This is a genomic window from Geitlerinema sp. CS-897, assembly GCF_028368005.1.
Lineage (GTDB): Bacteria > Cyanobacteriota > Cyanobacteriia > Cyanobacteriales > Geitlerinemataceae > Baaleninema > Baaleninema simplex.
Window position 1 is genome coordinate 1 of record NZ_JAQNCQ010000190.1, and the last position, 18413, is coordinate 18413.

At 50.3% G+C, this 18413-nt stretch carries 16 protein-coding genes and 3 pseudogenes; 11 read left to right on the forward strand and 8 right to left on the reverse strand.

Going from position 1 to position 18413, the window contains the following annotated elements:
- The 3 genes from POG22_RS12050 to POG22_RS12060 form a co-directional block, all read right to left on the reverse strand.
- Window positions 1–67: MerR family transcriptional regulator (locus POG22_RS12050; RefSeq protein WP_498905187.1), on the reverse strand; the 67-nt coding region annotated here is incomplete at its 3' end.
- Window positions 68–218: 151 nt separating this feature from the next.
- Entirely contained in the window at window positions 219–1733 is a 1515-nt protein-coding gene (locus POG22_RS12055) for an NF038122 family metalloprotease (protein WP_498905483.1), read from the reverse strand.
- 1204 nt (window positions 1734–2937) lie between these two features.
- Window positions 2938–3654: a PEP-CTERM sorting domain-containing protein gene (locus tag POG22_RS12060; protein ID WP_498905485.1), complete on the reverse strand. Its 717-nt coding sequence runs from the start codon at window positions 3652–3654 to the stop codon at window positions 2938–2940.
- A gap of 632 nt (window positions 3655–4286) precedes the next feature.
- Here POG22_RS12060 and POG22_RS12065 point away from each other — a divergent pair.
- The 3 genes from POG22_RS12065 (at window position 4287) to ruvC (ending at window position 6847) form a co-directional block, all read left to right on the forward strand.
- A complete protein-coding gene (locus POG22_RS12065) occupies window positions 4287–5081 on the forward strand; it encodes an LmeA family phospholipid-binding protein (protein WP_017659839.1) in 795 nt (264 codons plus the stop codon).
- Window positions 5082–5247: 166 nt separating this feature from the next.
- The gene (bchI, locus tag POG22_RS12070) at window positions 5248–6345 is read left to right on the forward strand and encodes a magnesium chelatase ATPase subunit I (RefSeq protein WP_063719282.1); all 1098 of its coding nucleotides are present in this window, start codon (window positions 5248–5250) and stop codon (window positions 6343–6345) included.
- 10 nt (window positions 6346–6355) lie between these two features.
- Window positions 6356–6847 (forward strand): crossover junction endodeoxyribonuclease RuvC, encoded by a 492-nt coding sequence (ruvC, locus tag POG22_RS12075; protein ID WP_063719281.1) that lies wholly within the window; start codon window positions 6356–6358, stop codon window positions 6845–6847.
- Window positions 6848–6913: 66 nt separating this feature from the next.
- Here the strand turns inward: ruvC and POG22_RS12080 are convergent, their stop codons facing one another.
- Entirely contained in the window at window positions 6914–7369 is a 456-nt protein-coding gene (locus tag POG22_RS12080; RefSeq protein WP_026097494.1) for a Fur family transcriptional regulator, read from the reverse strand.
- 166 nt (window positions 7370–7535) lie between these two features.
- Between POG22_RS12080 and POG22_RS12085 the strand changes: the two are divergent.
- From POG22_RS12085 to POG22_RS12105, 5 genes and pseudogenes are all read left to right on the forward strand, one after another.
- Window positions 7536–7971: pseudogene (locus tag POG22_RS12085) on the forward strand (GDP-mannose 4,6-dehydratase); the annotation flags it as partial.
- Window positions 7972–8669: 698 nt separating this feature from the next.
- Window positions 8670–8816, forward strand: a pseudogene (locus POG22_RS12090) (LAGLIDADG family homing endonuclease); the annotation flags it as partial.
- Between the two features lie 39 nt (window positions 8817–8855).
- Window positions 8856–9467: pseudogene (locus tag POG22_RS12095) on the forward strand (GDP-mannose 4,6-dehydratase); the annotation flags it as partial.
- A 148-nt stretch (window positions 9468–9615) separates the two neighbouring features.
- Complete coding sequence (locus POG22_RS12100; protein WP_063719279.1) at window positions 9616–11004, forward strand: UDP-glucose dehydrogenase family protein; 1389 nt, start codon at window positions 9616–9618, stop codon at window positions 11002–11004.
- Window positions 11005–11227: 223 nt separating this feature from the next.
- Window positions 11228–11530 (forward strand): hypothetical protein, encoded by a 303-nt coding sequence (locus tag POG22_RS12105; protein ID WP_498905489.1) that lies wholly within the window; start codon window positions 11228–11230, stop codon window positions 11528–11530.
- A 36-nt stretch (window positions 11531–11566) separates the two neighbouring features.
- Here the strand turns inward: POG22_RS12105 and POG22_RS12110 are convergent, their stop codons facing one another.
- The 4 genes from POG22_RS12110 to POG22_RS12125 all read right to left on the reverse strand — a co-directional run bounded on the left by POG22_RS12110 (window position 11567) and on the right by POG22_RS12125 (window position 17555).
- Window positions 11567–14590 (reverse strand): type I restriction endonuclease subunit R, encoded by a 3024-nt coding sequence (locus POG22_RS12110; protein ID WP_498905491.1) that lies wholly within the window; start codon window positions 14588–14590, stop codon window positions 11567–11569.
- A gap of 76 nt (window positions 14591–14666) precedes the next feature.
- A complete protein-coding gene (locus tag POG22_RS12115; RefSeq protein ID WP_498905493.1) occupies window positions 14667–16016 on the reverse strand; it encodes a restriction endonuclease subunit S in 1350 nt (449 codons plus the stop codon).
- An 87-nt stretch (window positions 16017–16103) separates the two neighbouring features.
- Window positions 16104–16538: a type II toxin-antitoxin system death-on-curing family toxin gene (locus tag POG22_RS12120; protein ID WP_498905495.1), complete on the reverse strand. Its 435-nt coding sequence runs from the start codon at window positions 16536–16538 to the stop codon at window positions 16104–16106.
- 3 nt (window positions 16539–16541) lie between these two features.
- Window positions 16542–17555 (reverse strand): DNA-binding protein, encoded by a 1014-nt coding sequence (locus tag POG22_RS12125; RefSeq protein ID WP_498905497.1) that lies wholly within the window; start codon window positions 17553–17555, stop codon window positions 16542–16544.
- Between the two features lie 210 nt (window positions 17556–17765).
- Between POG22_RS12125 and POG22_RS12130 the strand changes: the two genes are divergently transcribed.
- The 3 genes from POG22_RS12130 to POG22_RS12140 form a co-directional block, all read left to right on the forward strand.
- A complete protein-coding gene (locus tag POG22_RS12130) occupies window positions 17766–18014 on the forward strand; it encodes a type II toxin-antitoxin system ParD family antitoxin (protein ID WP_428013263.1) in 249 nt (82 codons plus the stop codon).
- A gap of 62 nt (window positions 18015–18076) precedes the next feature.
- On the forward strand, window positions 18077–18208 hold the full coding sequence (locus POG22_RS12135) for a hypothetical protein (RefSeq protein ID WP_498905499.1): 132 nt from the start codon (window positions 18077–18079) through the stop codon (window positions 18206–18208).
- A 72-nt stretch (window positions 18209–18280) separates the two neighbouring features.
- Window positions 18281–18413, forward strand: a 133-nt coding sequence (locus tag POG22_RS12140) for a helix-turn-helix domain-containing protein (protein WP_498905501.1), incomplete at its 3' end; no start/stop codon positions are given.

The window sequence follows — 18413 nt, forward strand, 5'->3', positions numbered from 1 at the left end:
AACGTCTTAACGTCGATGGTGATACTCCTTTGATTTTTGCGGCTTCGGAAATGCTAAACTTACTCATGATTTGATGATAGCTTAAACATTGAGTGAGTTTAAACAATTTTAGTGAGAAATTTAAACTCTGTCCCCAGCCCCTGAGAAGGTAGACGAGTTGTCCGAGCGGAGGAGAGAGGAGCGACTCTACATCTCGCAGCGATCGCCGATGGATGCATTTATTGTACTTGTTGTATTCGTCGGTTCGGACGTTTTCCCCCTCGAATCGACCGTTTGAGTCCGACATGGATTCCCAGCAACCCCAAACCCCACAGGAAACTCGGTTCGGGAACGGAGGTCGATGTGCTAGCCGTGCCGATCGTTTGCGCTGAGAGTTCTTGTTCGAGAAATTCTTGCCAAGAACCACCGCCACCACTTCCGCCACCGCTTCCGCCACCTCCCCATTCGTAGATTTCGCTATCGACGACCATTTTCTCGACGCGATCGTCGATACCGTTGTCGTCTGCATCTTCAAATGTAGTTAGGGTTCGAGCGATGTCGTCGGAGAGGTCGCCCACCTCGATTCCCAGGCGATCGGCGAGGTTCTGTTCGGCTCGGGCGTACAGGGTCGCGAGATCGGTTCCGCCAGTGGTGCGATCCCAACCGATCGCGTCGAAGGCCAGCAAGTCGACTTCTGAAATTTCTCGTCGCTGTCCGGCTTTGAGGTACGGATCCATAATGCCAATAGGCTTGTTGGGATAGGATTTCCAGTGACTCGCTTGAGCGCCGTCTCCTCCCAACCAGCCATTTTTGCCCGTTGAAAAGTACGTGCGATCTTTGTGTTTTGTCCATAAGGCTTGGTTGCCTTTGACAGAAAAGAAGGGATTCCTGCCTACAGACATATCGATCCACACGTCGTCACTGCCACTCATCTCCAAGCTTTTATTGGAGTAGCGAAACATATCTAACGGCGTGGCGTGGTTGAGATTGCCAATGAGGGTATCGTAATAGTTGCTGTTGTAATTCCCGTACCAGCGGTATCTCCATAGCTGCGTCAACCATCCCGGTTTGTCAACGCCACTGACAAACCCCAAGACGTGACCGATTTCGTGAATCGCCACGCTCGCGAAGTCGATGGTTTTCTTCGGAACGATGTCGCTAAAGTAATCGTAGTTCCAGTCGTACTGTTTGGTATTGCTCAAGTCGCTCATCAGGATGTAGCCGTCTAGATCGCTGGCGTTGCCGTCGAGCATTCCCAATGCCTTGGCGTTGGCACGGGTCATCTTCATATATTCGTTGTTATCGACTTTGTGACCGTTGACTAAAGCGGTAAATTGGTTGTCGTCGTCTTGCTGGTTGGCGATCGCCAGAGCGTCGTCGGCAGTGGTGGCGTCGAGTTCGAGCTGTTCTCGCCAGGTTTCGTAACGCTGGTTGGCGCGGATTCCTGGTAACGCTCCGCCGATGACCTGGTTCGGTAGTGTATCGACGATGTCGATATACAAGTTGACGGTTACGTCGTCGTCTAAATAGTCCGACCACAGGGCTGCGGCCGTTTCAAAGCCGAGCATTTGGTCGAGGGTGGTGTCGGGGGCGTAGTCGAAATGAAACGAGACCGATCGCGCCGGTTGGGGAAGGGCGATCGCGATCGCGGTAGTGACGGCGAACGAGACGCTCCAACGCCTGAGCCTGGGGTTGAGGAGGCGATCGTCGGCTAAATCAGTTGGGGGTCGATCGGGGGCGAGTTTGCTATTCATGGGTCGAGCTGATTGTGAGTTCGAGGAACGATCGGGTGAGACTTCGGGTTCCAATACTCTGAATACTTTCCGAATTCACAAACTCTCGAGCTTTGCGGGGAAACAATCTTTTGATGCGATCGAGGAGCGCTCGAGTGGCGATCGCGTTTTTATGAATTAAAAGTGAGTTTGAATTTTGAATTCGGTCGCGAGTTTTTTTAAGTGAGTTGACATTGACAGACCGTTCGATTCTCGAATTGGGAAAATATGTCCGATAAAAAATCGGATGATAGATTCGGACTCTCTCGATTTCAGATAATCTCGAAGTCAATATCGAACGAGAGTGTGACAAGCTAAATTCGCTAACGCTTTTTTTTATTCAACGCAATCGAACGTCGCACTATATCCAAAATATATCATTATTAAATCGTCTTTCTTTTAAGTTTTTGTGAATTTTTGACCCTTTTTTATTAAATTTATATCTTTGATAGGACAGGACGGTAAAACAATTTACCCGAATTTTCGACAGGATCGGGTAGGGTTCGCGCGATCGAACTCCCGATTTTAAGAAATTTTATAAAGGTGACAAAATGTCACTTTCATCCCAGTCACCCCATCTCAGTATCAATGGATGCTGAAACGAGCTGCGATCTGTAATAATGGCTTTCGAGCAGCTTCTACTCGGAGTCGAACTCGAGATTCAAATGCTGCGGACAAAGTCAGAAGATTAGGGAACTGATACGGAATCCGAATTTCAACGCTTCGACTTCGCTCAGCGGCTCGACTGAGCGCTCGCCGAACGCTTCGACTCCGCTCGGACTCAAATACTGGTTTTGCCCAACCCGACAAGCCTCTCTATCCCCCCAACCCTCCTCTCCTTTGGGGGGCTACGGGGCGATGTGGTGAAGACTTCTTGAAATCCAGCTTATCGGAAAAGGATGGAGTATCACCCCAAAAATTGCGGTAGAAAAAAACTTCTCCGACCTCGAGGTAGTGTGACCTCGTCGGAGAAGTGTACGCGCAGCTTGTGAAACGCTCGAGTCTTGACGCAAGTGTTGGGTCGCGTTTCGAGTCAGGTCGAACGTCGGGTGTCGAAGAGGGAATTCAACGCTCTGACAGCCTGGGGCGAGTGCAAGTTGAAGTTCGACGAGAAGACGTGGCTGGCAAGTTCGACAGGTTGCATCGTCTCCGAATCGTTTCGCCGAACTGTGCGGCTTGGCGTTGGTTAGGGGGTGTGACGGCGGCGGCGCAATTGCAATCCGGCTACGACGGCGAGCAATCCGAGCGTCACGGACGGTTCGGGAACTGAAGCAGTCTCGCGTCGAGCTTGGGCGAACAGCGTCATATCTTGATAGTCCATATCGTCGCCGTTTCCGGCATCGTCGAAACCGAGTTTGACGGGGCTACCAAAGGGATCGATCGAGGTGAAGAGTCCAGCATCACCAAACATCGTTTCGTCGTCGCTGTCGATGGAACCGTGAGATCCGAAGACCGTTCGTTGCGTACCGCCGTTGAAGGACGACGTCGAGTAGACGGTACCTGCCGAACCGCTATCCAAACCGAGGGTATATTCGGTATTGGCTAAGAAGGTAAAGCTGGCCGTACAGGTCAAAACCGATTCTCCACAGGTTCCGAGCCAACCTTCGGAGTTCCCAACAATTTGGTTGGGGGCGGCGTCGTAGGCTTTCGTTTCTTCAAATAGCGTTGTTAGCGCGTTACCTAAGTCACTCACCTCAAAGATTTTCAGTGCGGACTTGAATTTTCCATAAGTTTGGTGGAATTCAAACGTGACAGTCGTGTCTTCTTTGAAGAAGATTCCGTCCGTTCCGAATTTTTCTCCCGCAATTAAACTTCCCGCTTCAGCCGGTGCGATCGCGCTCGAAAATGCTAAGGTCGCCCCCAGTAAAGGAGCCGCATAGGTGGTTATGTTTTTGAACTGCATAGATGGATTCTCCAGGAGTCTAGTGGTTGAATTTGTCGAACGTTATCTTTGGTAGTTTTGCGAACGCGATCGGTGTCTACAGAGCGATCGCGCTTTTGAACGCGAAGTTTGAAATTCAAACTTCTTTCGATGACACCCAGATTTAAGATTAAGACTGTTAGGAGTTTTTACTGCGCGTTTTTAGCTGACGATCTCCTCACAATCCGTAGCTCTTCGTAAGCAGATAACCGATTTCGTCGCGGCGTATATGTAGATTCTAGTCAGTATTTTCCGACTTGTGTGCGAGGATTCGATAAATTTTGTGTAAAGCTTATGTGAACGACACGCCAAGCCTCAAAGTTTTTACTTACAAAACGAATCGAAGATGCGATCGAGACAGAAAATATACTGAAGTTTCGATCGAAAACCCGGACAGTTCGTCGAGATCGAGTGAGTAAGATTGGCGATCGCAACTCGTCGAAGATCGGTAACATCACTGAAATCCGTTAGATCGGGCATTTCGCCCCGTACGAGCGGCGGCCGCACCGAAAAACCACCCCAGTCTTCTCAGGCGAAGTTTGCACGTGGCTTCATATTTTGTTACAAAGAAGGAAGTCATCTGTCTTTTGGAATGCCGACGCGCATCGGTCTCTATGTTTGGGAGCTTTACGGGAAATACAGCGTCTGCGGGAACCGACTGGGGCGAGCAAATGCTCAATACAGTTGCCAGTCGGTCGATCGCGCACCTGTTCACCAAAAGTGAGTCGGTTGACGTCCAGATTCGCTGTTCGCCCTCGAGCAAACTGCTCCAGGGAGCGATCGACAGCTTTAAAATGAGCGGTCGCGGCCTCGTCATCCGCAAACGTTTCCCCGTGCGGGAAATGTCCTTTGAAACCGACACCGTCGCCATCGATTTCAGTTCCGTCCTCAAAGGACAACTGAATCTCAAACAACCGACTCAGGCGATCGCCCAAGTCGTGTTGACAGAAGACGGTATTAACGAATCGTTCCATGCCGATCTCGTCACGCGGCGTCTCCAAGACCTGAACCTACCGGGTCTCGAATCGATTTCGGGTGGAAACCCCGTCTCGTTTTCTAACGTATCCATCGAACTTCACGCCAACAACCGCATTCAACTTCAGGCGATCGCGAAAATCCCCGATCGCGATGAAATTCCAATCGCCCTACGCACCACTATCCAAATCGAGCGTCGGCGTCGCATCGTCTTCACTGAGGCAGAATTTCTCGCCGCAGAGGTTCCCGAATCACTGCGGGAGGATTCCGAAGCCCTCAGTCGCGCTCTCCTCACCAGCCTCAACGACATGGTCGATCTCGATCGCTTCGATCTCGACGGGGTAATGCTTCGCCTCAACCGCCTCGAAACCAAGGGCAAAACCTTATTGTTTAGCGGTTACGCGCAAATCAGCCACTTCCCCAGAAGCGGTTAACTCTCTCTCAAGCCATCTCAGAAAAAGACGGCCTTCTCAACCGTCCCGAATCGGCGAGTTCTGTTCGAGAGTTCGCGATCGAGGGCGGTACAATGGGGAACGGTCGTTTTTTTTATTCGCCCATAAAATCCCTTAATCTTATTAATCGCAAACGTTCTAAAATCGCATGACTGTAACTGCCGAAGCCAGCCCAACTGTCCCGACCCTTCCCCGTCGCCGCGCCGTATTTCCCTTTACGGCTATCGTCGGACAAGAAGAAATGAAACTCGCCCTGTTGCTCAACGTCATCGACCCCAAAGTGGGCGGGGTCATGATTATGGGCGATCGCGGAACGGGAAAATCGACGACGATTCGGGCGTTGGCGGATTTGCTCCCAGAAATGGACGTAGTCGCCGACGATCCCTTCGACAGCGATCCGAGCAACCCCGAACTGATGAGCGACGAAGTTCGCGATCGCCTCAGCCGGGGCGAAACCCTCCCCATCGCTAAGAAAAAAGTGACGATGGTAGACTTACCCCTCGGCGCCACAGAAGACCGGGTTTGCGGCACCATCGATATCGAAAAAGCTTTATCTGAAGGGGTGAAAGCCTTCGAGCCGGGTCTGCTGGCTAAAGCTAACCGAGGCATCCTGTACGTAGACGAAGTCAACCTGCTCGACGACCACCTGGTAGACGTACTGCTCGATTCGGCCGCGTCGGGTTGGAACACCGTCGAACGGGAAGGGATTTCGATTCGCCACCCGGCTAACTTCGTGTTAGTGGGTTCCGGGAACCCCGAAGAAGGAGAATTGCGGCCGCAACTGCTCGATCGCTTCGGGATGCACGCCGAAATTCGCACCGTGAAAGATCCCACCTTGCGGGTGAAAATCGTCGAAGAGCGATCGGCGTTCGATCGCGATCCTCAAGGTTATTTAGAACGACACCAAGCCGAACAGCAGGAACTTCAAGAACGACTCGTCAAAGCTCAGGAACTGCTGTCGTCGGTAGAAGTCGAGTACGACTTGCGCGTCCAAATTTCTCAAGTGTGCGCCGAACTCGACGTGGACGGCTTGCGAGGCGATATCGTCACCAACCGCGCGGCGCGAGCGTTAGCCGCCTTTGAGGGGCGAAATAACGTTACTGTAGACGACATTCAGCGCGTCGTGACCCTCTGTCTGCGACACCGCTTGCGGAAAGACCCCCTCGAGACGATCGATTCGGGATACAAGGTGCAAAAAGTCTTCGCTGACGTTTTCGGGGTCGAACCCCCTGACGAGGACGCCTAAACCCGACAGTATGAGTCGTTCCAAAAACTGCCAACGCATTCTCGGTCTCGATCCGGGATTGGCGCGATTGGGGTTCGGGGCGATCGAATGTATTGACAAGTGCGATCGCCTCGAACCTATCGATTTTGGCATTATACAAACGCCGCCCAAACAAGCGCTCGGACAGCGTTTGCAAACGATTTACGACGACCTCCACGCCTTGGTCGATCGGTTCGAGCCCGATTTCGTCGCGGTTGAAAAACTCTTTTTCTACCGCATGGGAAACACGATCCTCGTCGCACAAGCTCGGGGGATCGTGTTACTCGTATTAGCCCAGTACGACTTGCCGATCGTCGAACTCACCCCCGCCCAAGTCAAACAAGCCTTAACGGGATACGGGAACGCCTCGAAAACCGACGTTCAAGAAGCCGTCGCACGGGAACTGTCCCTCGAAGCCGTACCCAAACCCGACGACGCCGCCGACGCTTTAGCCGTGGCGATCGCCGCCTGGTTTCAGCGGTGATAAGGTGATGAGAGGATGAGATGACGAGATGATGTGAAATCTCCCAATCTCCCCTTCTCCCCCTCTCTAATACGGCGCTAACGCTCGCTGACAGGCCGGACAGACCGCGTGGATCGTCAGTTGACAGTCGAGGAGATGATACCCTTCTTTTTGAGCGGTTTTCGTACCGATTTTTAAGACGGCATCACTTTTAAACTCGATCGTTTTATTGCACTTGACACAAATCAGATGGTGATGGTGGTAAGGATAAGGTTGGTTGAGTTCGTAATGTTTGTGGTCTTCGCCAAGTTCTAGCTCTCTGAGGATACCCATCCGAGCCATGAGTTTGAGCGTGCGGTAAACCGTTGACAGGCTGATGCGCTGTCCGTCTTGCTGTAAGAGTTCGTACAAATCTTCCGCGCTCAAGTGTTCGCCCTTCGGCAAATGCTGAAACGTTTTGAGAATCGTTTCTCGTTGGGGCGTCATGCGCCACCCACGTTCGTTTAGCTCAGATTTCAGAGAGGCTGTAGAGTAAACAGACATAATGCCAGATAACAAAAGCCTCTATCTGCTTTCTAGGATACACACCAACAATCGTTGTTGTCAATTAACTTCTTTAGTTGAGAATTTTTGAGATGGGTTCATAAATCTGGACAGTTGAGCGATCGCAGGATACCTTGGATGTCAGGTTTTAGCGAGAATTTCGGCGATGAGAATACTAGTTACAGGCGGTGCTGGGTTTCTAGGCTCCCACCTCATCGATCGCCTGATGGAACAAGGCCACGAGGTCATTTGTCTGGATAACTTCTTCACCGGCCACAAGCGCAACATTCTAAAGTGGATGGATTCGCCTTACTTCGAGGTCGTTCGCCACGACATTACCGAACCCATCCGACTCGAAGTCGATCGCATCTACCACCTCGCTTGTCCGGCCTCTCCCGTTCACTACCAATACAACCCCGTTAAAACCGTCAAAACGAGCGTTCTCGGAACGCTCCATATGTTGGGACTGGCAAAACGAGTCAAAGCCAGGTTCCTGCTGGCCTCGACCTCAGAAGTCTACGGCGATCCCACCGTCCACCCCCAAACCGAAGACTATCGGGGGAACGTCAATCCCATCGGGATTCGCGCCTGTTACGACGATCGCACGGAAATTCTGACCCAAGAGGGTTGGGTTCCGTTTCCCCAACTCGATCCTCAAACCCCCGTCGCCACCCTCAACGGTGAGGGACAAATCGAATACCACGTTCCCGACGAATATATCGTTCGACCCTACGTCGGCGAACTGCTACGATTCGCGAACGCTAAATTCGACCTCTGCGTAACGCCCAACCACAAACTTTACCTTCGCAGCAAAACCGGAAAACTCAAATTCCTGCAAGCGGACGAAGTGCGCTACGCCAAATCCTGGCGGGTTCCCACGGGAGCCGAATTTAACGGGGTCGAACGAGAGTGGTTCGAGTTGGGAACGCCACCGCCTCATGCAAAAGTCCGGGTCGACCGCATCGCCATGGACGACTGGCTCGAATTCCTCGGTTACTACATCTCTGAAGGCTGCACTCACGTCCGCCGTCGCGTCCGGGCTGTCGGCGATACTGACTACGACATTGCCGACTATAACGTTCTTATTGCCCAATCTATCCCCGAAGGACGCGCCCAAATCGCCAACTGTCTCTCCAAGCTGGGCTTTAAATTCTTCCAATCTGACGACCACCAGTTTCGGATTTGTAGCAAGCAACTGGCAGAAATTCTGCTACCTTTGGGCAAATCGGGCGATAAATACATTCCTCGCGAATACCTCAACCTCTCTCCACGTCAATCTCGCATTTTGTTCGACGCCCTGATGAGGGGAGATGGAAGCCAGCGGGGCGATCGTTACACTTATTACACCAAATCCCAACAACTCGCTGACGACGTACAAGAACTCGCACTGCGCTGCGGCTATGCGGCTTCTGTCGTCTCCCACGCCGTCGGTCGCGATTTGTACCGCGTTAATATCCGCCCCGCCGTCGAAGCCGTTCTCGCCGAACCCGAACGAGTGCGGTACGGGGGCAACGTCTACTGCGTCAACGTCAAAAATCACGTCATCTGCGTGCGCCGCAACGGACGGGCAGCTTTTTGCGGGAACTGTTACGACGAAGGGAAGCGAATCGCCGAAACCCTAACCTTCGACTACCATCGCCAAAATAACGTAGACGTGCGCGTCATCCGCATTTTCAACACCTACGGCCCCCGAATGCAAGAACACGACGGACGAGTCGTGAGTAACTTCATCGTCCAAGCCCTGCGAGGAATTCCCCTGACCGTGTACGGCGACGGTTCCCAAACCCGCAGTTTTTGCTACGCCAGCGACCTTATCGACGGGATGATGCGGCTGATGGAAAACGAGGAACATATCGGGCCGGTGAATATCGGAAATCCCGACGAATACACGATCTTGGAACTGGCGCAGACGATTCAGAAACTCGTCAATCCCGATGTCGAGATTCAGTTTGCGCCGCTTCCGCAGGACGACCCCAAACAGCGACAACCAGACATTACCCGCGCCAAGGAATGGCTGGGTTGGACGCCGAAAGTGGGGCTAGAAGAGGGATTGAAGCGGACGATCGAAGATTTTCGCCAACGTTTGGCATCCAAATAGCACTGGGGGCGAATCTAAGGCGTTTTTCCGGGTGTATCGACCGCAGCACCGAAGGTGGGGATTGAAAGATTTTGCGATTAAGCTAGTGTACGAAAGCCTCCCAACCCCACCTGTTGAGGAGTACTTTACTATCTGAGGACGAATTGATATGCGCGTTTGTGTCATCGGTACGGGATACGTCGGTTTGGTGACTGGAGCTTGTTTGGCTCGCATCGGCCACAACGTGATTTGCGTCGATAACAACGAAGAGAAAGTTAAAACGATGAAAGCCGGACGGTCGCCGATTTACGAGCCGGGACTGTCGGAAATTATGACGTCTTGCATCGAATCGGGACACATCGAATTCACCACAGATTTAGAAGCAGGCGTCAATCACGGTGACATTCTCTTTATCGCAGTGGGAACGCCGCCACTCCCGACTGGGGAAAGCGACACTCGGTACGTTGAAGCTGTAGCCCGAGGTATCGGCGCACATTTGAAAGAGGGTTACAAGGTCATCGTCAACAAGTCTACAGTTCCGATCGGTTCGGGGGACTGGGTGCGATCGATCGTTCTCGACGGTATCGCCGAACGGGAAAAATCCCTGGTGAGTGCGGGAACCTCTGGAGAAGAACTCGTCGAACAAATTAACGCGGAGTTCGATGTCGTCAGCAACCCGGAATTTCTACGGGAAGGATCGGCGGTGTACGATACCTTCAACCCCGATCGCATCGTCCTCGGCAGCAACAGCAGCCGCGCGATCGAGATGATGAAGGAGCTTTACGAACCGATCGTCAAACGGGAGTTGGCGGAGGAGAAAGAGTTGCCTCCGGTGCCGGTGGTGGTGACGGATTTGTGTTCGGCGGAGATGATTAAGTACGCCGCCAACTCGTTCTTAGCCACGAAGATTAGCTTTATTAACGAAGTGGCGAATATCTGCGATCGCGTCGGTGCTGACGTGACTCAGGTGGCCAAAGGCATCGGCCTCGACTCTCGCATCGGGACGAAGTTCTTGCAAGCGGGGATCGGTTGGGGCGGTTCTTGTTTCCCGAAAGATGTCTCGGCGTTGGTTCACACCTCGGACGATTACGGTTACGACGCGCAACTGCTCAAAGCGGCGGTGGAAGTCAACAAACGCCAACGCCTCATCGCTCTCGAAAAGCTCCAACACGAGCTGAAAATCCTCAAAGGAAAAACCGTCGGTTTGTTGGGACTGACGTTTAAACCCGACACGGACGATATGCGCGACGCGCCCTCTCTGTTGTTGATTGAAAACCTCAACCGTTTGGGGGCGAAGGTGAAGGCTTACGACCCCATCGTGTCTCAGTCGGGGCTGAGTTCGGGGCTGTCTGGGGTGTACGTGGAAACGGATACCGAACGCCTGGCTGAAGGCTGCGATGCTTTGGTGTTGGTGACGGATTGGAAACAGTTTCTCTCCTTAGATTACGGCAAGATGGCCAAGGCGATGAACACGCCGATTATGGTGGACGGTCGTAATTTCCTCGATCGCGAGAAGTTGGAATCTCTCGGCTTCCGTTATGTGGGCGTGGGTCGTTAAAGGCACTCTGACACTTCTTTTTTCTATTTTATAGAATATATCGATCGCCCCAGTTTTTTATAATAAGACTGGGGTTTTCGTTATTGATATAGCGCTCGCCAATTGAGTTAGGACAGTTAGCCCTGACTGTGTATGACTTCCAGGCTTAAAAATGTCCTGACTGCTCTGTCGGCTGCTATAATATGCGCTTGTTTATTTTTTTTGAAACTAAAAATAGTATTTCGTGATTCCTCCGGTTCAAGTGCAACAGAATGCCAAGATAGGGTTAAAGCTATTTCGGGAGCATTGCGGGGGGCGAAAACTCGGATTACCCGAAAAACTTGCCAATGGAGAAGCGCTGTCCTCAGAGGAAATTCTTGAAGTCGATAACTTCTTTGAGAACTTTCAGCGAGATCGCGGGAAGTCAGGTTGGAGAAGTGAAGAGTTACCCTCTGCCGACTGGATTCAGTGGATGCTCATGGGTGGCAACGAAGGCTCTCACTGGGCGGAAATAGCCCGAGAACTTCGGAACTCTCTTTTGATTTAACAGTTCGATCTGAATCGGATTTCATGGCTCAACTTCTCAACCCGATTCTCGATCGAGTTTTTGATAAACTTGAGTTGTTAAAACTTGAGCGACGACGTTTCGCAACGCTTCATCGTTCATCAGTTTGAAAAATAGGGTTTCGTTTTCGTCCATGCGATCGACTAACCAATTTTCAAGCTGTTGTTTGAACACGGGGGCGAAGTTCTCTAACGTATTGGCTTGTGCGGCTTGGCGGATGTTTGCGTCGGCGAGTGCGGTTTCTCGAACGCGATCGAAAAATAATTGGTCGTCCTCCGTAAAATCCGTTCCGAACTGCTCGTTTAACCGCTCGACTAAACTAGAAAGCGCCACGTTTTCGTCTTTTTGGCGAGTTCCTGTTTCTGTCGGTCCTTTGAGGGCGTCGGTGTCGCCGTCCTTGAGGTCGATCGCCCCTTGACCGATCTGTTCTAAACGATAGTATTTAAGCGCCACTTCGTCATCGAGGTTGGGAACGGAACGGCTGCGATCGCGGGGGAGTTTCAGCAACAAAAACCGTCCGAAGGTATAGAGTTTTTCGAGTTCCGAATCCTGGTAGGGGATGACTTGAGAGAGAAACAGATATAAATTGCGGAAACTGCTGAGTTTGCGGCGAAACTGCTCGCGATCGCTCTCTTCTAACGCCTGGAATCGATCGACAACGCGATCGAGAATGCTGTTAAGTTGCGGATGTTCCCGGCCGCTGCGTTGCAGGCGATGACTGAACCAGATGTTACACCACTCGTCAAGATCGGCGCGATCGAACACCCGGAAATCCTCCAGTTCCCCCGCCAGTTCGTCCAGTCGATTGGGGTCGATGTCCTCTCCCTTCGGCGTCACTTCATAATAGGGTTTGAACGCCTTGTAAATCTCCTCCGGGTCGTTGACGAAATCTAAAACGAAGGTTTCAGTTTTTCCGGGGGCGACGCGGTTGAGACGCGAGAGGGTTTGCACCGCTTGGATTCCCGCGAGGCGCTTATCGACATACATCGTATGTAAAAGCGGTTGGTCGAATCCCGTTTGATATTTATCCGCCACCAGTAGAATTCGATACTCGTCTGTGTCGAACTTTTGCGGAAGTTCGGCTTCTTTAATTCCCCCGTTCATCGAAACTTCCGTAAATTTGCGATCGGGATAGTCTGTCAACCGCACTTCCCCGGAAAACGCCACCAGGGTTTTAATCTCGCCGTCGCTGCTGTCTCCCAACGCCTTATCGAAAGCCAGTTTGTAACGAACCACCTGTTCCCGAGACCCCGTAACCACCATCGCCTTGGCTTTTCCGTTGAGTTTGTGGCGGGTGTGGGTGCGGAAGTGGCCGAGAATCACTTCGACTTTTTGGGCGATGTTGTGTTCGTGGAGATCGACGAAACGAGTTAAGGCGCGATTGGCTTGGCGACGGGGAAGATCGCGATCGCTCTGTGCAATTTGTACGAGGCGGTAATACCGTTGGTAATGGGTGTAATGCTGCAATACGTCGAGGATGAAGCCTTCCTCGATGGCTTGGCGCATACTGTAGCGGTGAAAGGGCGAAGTTCCGTCCTCTCCCGGTTCGTCGAAAGCGGCGAGGGTTTTGTATTTGGGGGTGGCGGTAAAGGCGAAATAGCTGAGGTTGGGCTGTCGCGTGCGTTTGAGTTGTTGGCGAAGCAGTTCTTCGCGGGCGTTGTCGCTGAGGTCTTCTTCGTCGAGGTCGAGGAGTTGTTCGGCGATCGCTGCTTCGATTCCGTCTTTATTGAGGATTTTCCGCAGTTCCATCGCCGTTTCGCCGCTTTGGGAACTGTGGGCTTCGTCGATGATGACGGCGAAGCGTTTCCCCGCTGTGGAGATTTGGGCGGTTTGGCCTTTTTTCTCCAGAGTGCGGATGGCTTGGCTGATGTAGGGGAATTTTTGAATCGTGGAGATAATCACCGGAACGCCATCGGCGAGGGCTTTGGCGAGTTGTTGGGTGTTTTCGTCGATTTTCTGCACCACCCCCTGTTTGTGGTCGAATTGATAGATCGTCTCTTGCAATTGTCGATCGAGAACGATGCGATCGGTAATGACGATGACGGAGTGAAACAGCTTCTCGTCCTGAGTGTCGTGGAGACAAGAGAGGCGATGGGCTAACCAGGCGATCGAGTTAGATTTTCCCGACCCCGCTGAATGTTGAATCAGGTAGTTGTGACCCGAACCGTGGGTTTGCGCGTGGCGAACCAGTCGGCGAACCGCGTCGAGTTGGTGGTATCGGGGAAAAATCAGGCTTTCTTTGGGCTGGCGTTGCAGTCCGTTGGCGGTGAGAACGGTTTTTTCGGTGGTTTCCAGGTGCAGGAAACGCCCCAAAATGTCGAGGAGACTGTCTGGGGTGAGGACTTCTCGCCACAGGTAGGCGGTGCGATGGTCGTTTTCGATGGGGGGATTTCCCGCCCCGTGGTGGTAGCCGCGATTGAAGGGGAGAAAGCGGGTGTTTCGTCCGTCGAGTTTGGTGGTCATAAACACCCTGTCGGGGTCAACGGCGAAATGGACTAAGCAGCGGTGTTGGAAGCGAAACAGCAGTTCGTTAGGGTCGCGATCGCTGCGATATTGGTCGATGGCATCTTCTGCGGTTTGATTCGTCATGGGGTTTTTCAACTCCATCGACACCACGGGTAAACCGTTGACGGTGAGGACGATATCGGGAATTGCACCGCTGGCGGTTTTGACTTGACGGACGATCGCCAGGCGGTTTTTTGGGTAGCGTTCGATCGCCTCGGGGTTTTTCTGGGTGTTGGGGGCGAAGTAGGCGAGGCGGACGGTTTTTCCTTGACATTTGAAGCCCTGACGCAACACCGATAGCATTCCGTGGGTTTTGAGGTGTTTTACCAGGTCGTCGAGAAGGACGGTTTCGGCTTGGCTTCCGTGGAGTTGGCTGAGACGTTTCCAGGTTTTGGGTTGGGTTTGTCGGACGAATTCGAGAACGTCGCGGGGGAAGAGGGCGCGATCGCGATCGTAGGTTTCGCGATCGCCTTTGTGGTAGCCGTTTTCGAGAAAGGTGCGCTCGATGGACTGCTCGAAATGGGTTTCGGTGTGCATGGTGGGGGTTTCTGCGTCCGACAGGGGGTCTCGCCTGGAGGGTTGGCCAGCAAACGTTAGGTTTTCGGGGGTGTTTCTAACCTTGAGTATAGCTGTCGGGGATTTCCACTTGTCTTACGTCGATTTTTCCGGTGACGGCGTTGGTAATCAGGGCGGTTCGGTATTCTTTTAGGGTTTCGATGGCTATCTCAACTTTCTTTTTGAAATCATCAAGTTGTCTAACAGCTTGATTAATATAGTTCACAATCTCGATTTGCTCGTCTAAAGATGGAAGAATACTATGAAAATTCCCCAACGTTCCTAGGTAAATTCCGGGTTGAGCTGAATATCCTATGTTTGACCACAAAAGTTTCTGAAATCTCGAACTTCTAATAAAATAAATCATAAATTTAGCATACATTTTCTCTGGTTTCATTCGCAGAACAGCAAGACTTCTCTGTATTGCAAAAGGAGGCATCTCTTTGACCAGCGCAACCTTGCCAAGGGTTGCTCCCACAATTGCCAACAGTAAATCACCTTTCTGTACACAAAAAGATTTATTCAACTCCTCGAAGCTCTCTTCTGAAATCAAACTATCATCTTCCAAATTTATAAATTCACCATTGACAATATTTCTCACGCTAAGCAGTGGTATTCCGTCTGAAACCCGAGGCGGAGGAAGATGTGTTCCGTCTCGCAACAAGGAACATAAGTGTTTAAGACGTATGATACTCCAATGTGCTGGGATTTCGCCAAGCCACTCGATACCGGAATCTTTCATCGGAACGGTGCGATCGATCCCTTTTGTCACCGCCTCACTAATCAAAGCGGTGCGCTTTTCCGCCAACCGTTCTAACAGTTCCTCTTTTTTGGCGATGAGTGCATCGATTTGGGCGGTTTTGTAGTCGAGGAATTGGGCGAGCGATCGTTGTTCTCTCTCTGGAGGACAAATTAATATTTGCTCTTTTATATTCTCAGCATGGACGTTTTTATTTGCGCCTCCGTGCAAAGTCTTTTTTAGACTTTCTTTGAAATAAAGACAGCTAAAGTAAAATCTCAAAAATTCAGGATCGGCTTCTCGAAATCTAAATAAAATAAGATATGATGCAAAAATAGATTTTTCTGGGTTTCTAACCAACCCAAATCGACCTATAGTCCCACTTCTTGCAAATAAAAAATCTCCATCTTTTAACCTGAATGCTTCTACCTCTGAATCTGTTAATTCAACAAAAGGCATATTTTCAAAAGAAACTTTTCCAGAATCATCAATATCAGTAATTCTTGCCAGTTTAATTCCTTCATCTAAATAGTCTTGATTGGTATAGTATCCTTGTTTATGATACCGTGTAATTCGTTTGACTTGCTTGGCCTCCCAATGCTTAGGAATCTCTCCCAACCACTCAACACCAGAATCCTTGTACTCAGGATATTTCGGATAACGTCCCATAACCTTATTTTGACTCTCGAAACCTGTAAAAATTGAAGTCTGAATTTCAGAATACTCGATTCGACCCAAAAATATCGATCGAGCCTCTTACATTACAGCACGGATCAGCTTCAGTTTCAACGCCTCGTTATAATCTTCCTCAAATATCAGCGATTCTATCAGTTCTCCCAAAAGCTCCTTATCGATCTTCCCCTCCGCCAGCCAAACCGCAATATTTTCCATCTCCAAAACAAACTTATCGATAACAAAATTATAGCCGTTAAGCTTTAAAAAATAAGCCCCGAGCGCAATGCTCGATCGTTTGTTGCCATCCACAAAAACATGAGACTTATTAACTGCAAACACCAAATGCGTCAGTTTCGATTGAAAATCGGGATAATAAAGGTCGTTTTGAATATGCTGCAACGCACTTTCTAAATAGTCAATATGATTATGTCCTGACAAGCCTCCCGATTTTTCAATAATCCAATCGTGAACCTGAATCGCATAAGACAACTCAACGTAAAAAAACTGACTCGCCATCACCTAGCGATCCTTTAATCGCTTCAAAACCGCCAACAGTTCCGGGTCAGACAACTGCTCCTTTAAAGAACGACTCGCCTCGCCCAAAAACTTCTCAAAATCACTTTCTGGAACGCTTTGAATATAGGCTTCTAACTTCTGATGCAACGCATCCCGAAATCCCAAATCGCGACTTGCCATCTTCACCCGCGCATCTTCAATAATCGGCTGTAAATAAGGATTCGTCTCCGCCGCCTCAAACAGTGTATCCACTTCTGACGGTTTCAGTTTCCGCCCCAACACTTCCGATTTCGCCTTCAATTCCGCCGCCAAGCCATTTTCAAGACTAGCGATCGCCTTTAAAACCTCAGCATACATCGTCTCGCGGGTGCTATCCTTTTTTCTCAGCCTCAAAATATTCCGATATTCCTCAGCTTTCTCCAAAAAAACAATTTTATAAACCTTATTAGTATAAATCCCATACTTCGCCTTTCCCATCCGAACGTAACAATCTAAAGCATCCGTAAAGGTTTTACGATAACTAAATTCCTGATACGCCGTCGGTAAATAATTCCCATCCCGTTGGTTAATATATTTCGTCGTTCCCCCCGAACGTTCCGCCATCACATCGATAACAATATCCAAAATGCGCGATCGAATTTCCCTGGCGCGATCGCTCTCCACGAGCAACATTGCCAGATTAAGCGCCGCCCGAAAATTAAATACCCCTAAGACGTTAACTTTGCTACCGTAATCCATTACGGAACCTGACAGCATCTCCAAAAAACCTTGAAGCTCCTTTCCCCGTAACAAACGGTATCCATTACTTTTTAACTCATCGGCATGACGCTTCAAATACTTTTCGATGGTACTGTTACTCACGCCAAAAATTTCGATTAACTGTTGCTTCGTAAACAAGACCTCTTCTTTATAAAAAGTGCCTCCCAACCCGAGATATTCCTCAATTTTCTCCAAGGCATAGCGATTGTTAAGGACGTTTTGTCGGTCTAAAAACGAATTTGTTAAATCTTTACTCATCGCGTTTTATTCCATCTAGAACAAGCCGAGAACGTCAATTCGAGTCGAAGCAACACCCCTTGCGTTGGGTTCCGCTCTCGCTTCACCCAACCTACATCTTAGGGGATCTTGGATAATATTTTAGATAACGTGACATCGACTTTCCTATAAAGCCAAATGAAAACGAACTTGATATAATTGAACCAACCCGTAAAACCTGGAGTGCGCCTGATGAGTTTATCTCTCACCCCAGAAACCGAAAAGCGAATCGCCGAACAGCTAAAAAGCGGACGTTACCAGTCCGCCGACGAAGTTATTTTAGCCGGATTAGAACTCTTAGACAAGCGAGAACAACGCTTAGCCGAACTTCGCCAGCAAATCGAAATCGGTGCAGAGCAAATTTCACAAGGTCGCGTCACGGACGGCGAACAAGTATTCGATCGCTTATTCGATCGGCTGCACCAACAATCTAACGAATGACGATGGCAACTTACTCATTCTCAGACGAAGCGATCGCAGACTTAGACACAATTTGCGAATCGATGTCAGAAACGAATACAGATTTCGCCATTCGATTTTTTGAGAAAGTTCGAGAAAAATGCCGAAAATTTGCTCAGTTTCCGAATATGGGAAAAAGCTATCCAGATTCTTCGCAGTACTCCAGCCATAGCTGAAAGCTTGGCTGGTGGTGTAGCGAAGCGCGACTGAGGGGAGTAACCTACAAAAGATTTGCTACAGTTTTAGATATGCTAAACATGACGTGGGAATTTAAGCTAGAGCCAACGGCGGAGCAGGTTTCAGAGATCGAACACATTCTTGATGTGTGCCGCCATGTCTGGAATTTTGCGCTGCGGGAACGTAAAGACTGGCTAAATTCCC

Coding starts and splice junctions, on each gene's coding strand:
- POG22_RS12115 (WP_498905493.1), bottom strand. CDS start 16,016: ATGGGACGTTATCCGAAATATCCTGAGTACAAGGATTCTGGTGTTGAG.
- POG22_RS12135 (WP_498905499.1), top strand. CDS start 18,077: ATGTCAGAAACGAATACAGATTTCGCCATTCGATTTTTTGAGAAAGTT.
- POG22_RS12110 (WP_498905491.1), bottom strand. CDS start 14,590: ATGCACACCGAAACCCATTTCGAGCAGTCCATCGAGCGCACCTTTCTC.
- POG22_RS12080 (WP_026097494.1), bottom strand. CDS start 7,369: ATGTCTGTTTACTCTACAGCCTCTCTGAAATCTGAGCTAAACGAACGT.
- bchI (WP_063719282.1), top strand. CDS start 5,248: ATGACTGTAACTGCCGAAGCCAGCCCAACTGTCCCGACCCTTCCCCGT.
- POG22_RS12065 (WP_017659839.1), top strand. CDS start 4,287: ATGTTTGGGAGCTTTACGGGAAATACAGCGTCTGCGGGAACCGACTGG.
- POG22_RS12130 (WP_428013263.1), top strand. CDS start 17,766: ATGAGTTTATCTCTCACCCCAGAAACCGAAAAGCGAATCGCCGAACAG.
- ruvC (WP_063719281.1), top strand. CDS start 6,356: ATGAGTCGTTCCAAAAACTGCCAACGCATTCTCGGTCTCGATCCGGGA.
- POG22_RS12100 (WP_063719279.1), top strand. CDS start 9,616: ATGCGCGTTTGTGTCATCGGTACGGGATACGTCGGTTTGGTGACTGGA.
- POG22_RS12060 (WP_498905485.1), bottom strand. CDS start 3,654: ATGCAGTTCAAAAACATAACCACCTATGCGGCTCCTTTACTGGGGGCG.
- POG22_RS12125 (WP_498905497.1), bottom strand. CDS start 17,555: ATGAGTAAAGATTTAACAAATTCGTTTTTAGACCGACAAAACGTCCTT.
- POG22_RS12055 (WP_498905483.1), bottom strand. CDS start 1,733: ATGAATAGCAAACTCGCCCCCGATCGACCCCCAACTGATTTAGCCGAC.
- POG22_RS12120 (WP_498905495.1), bottom strand. CDS start 16,538: ATGGCGAGTCAGTTTTTTTACGTTGAGTTGTCTTATGCGATTCAGGTT.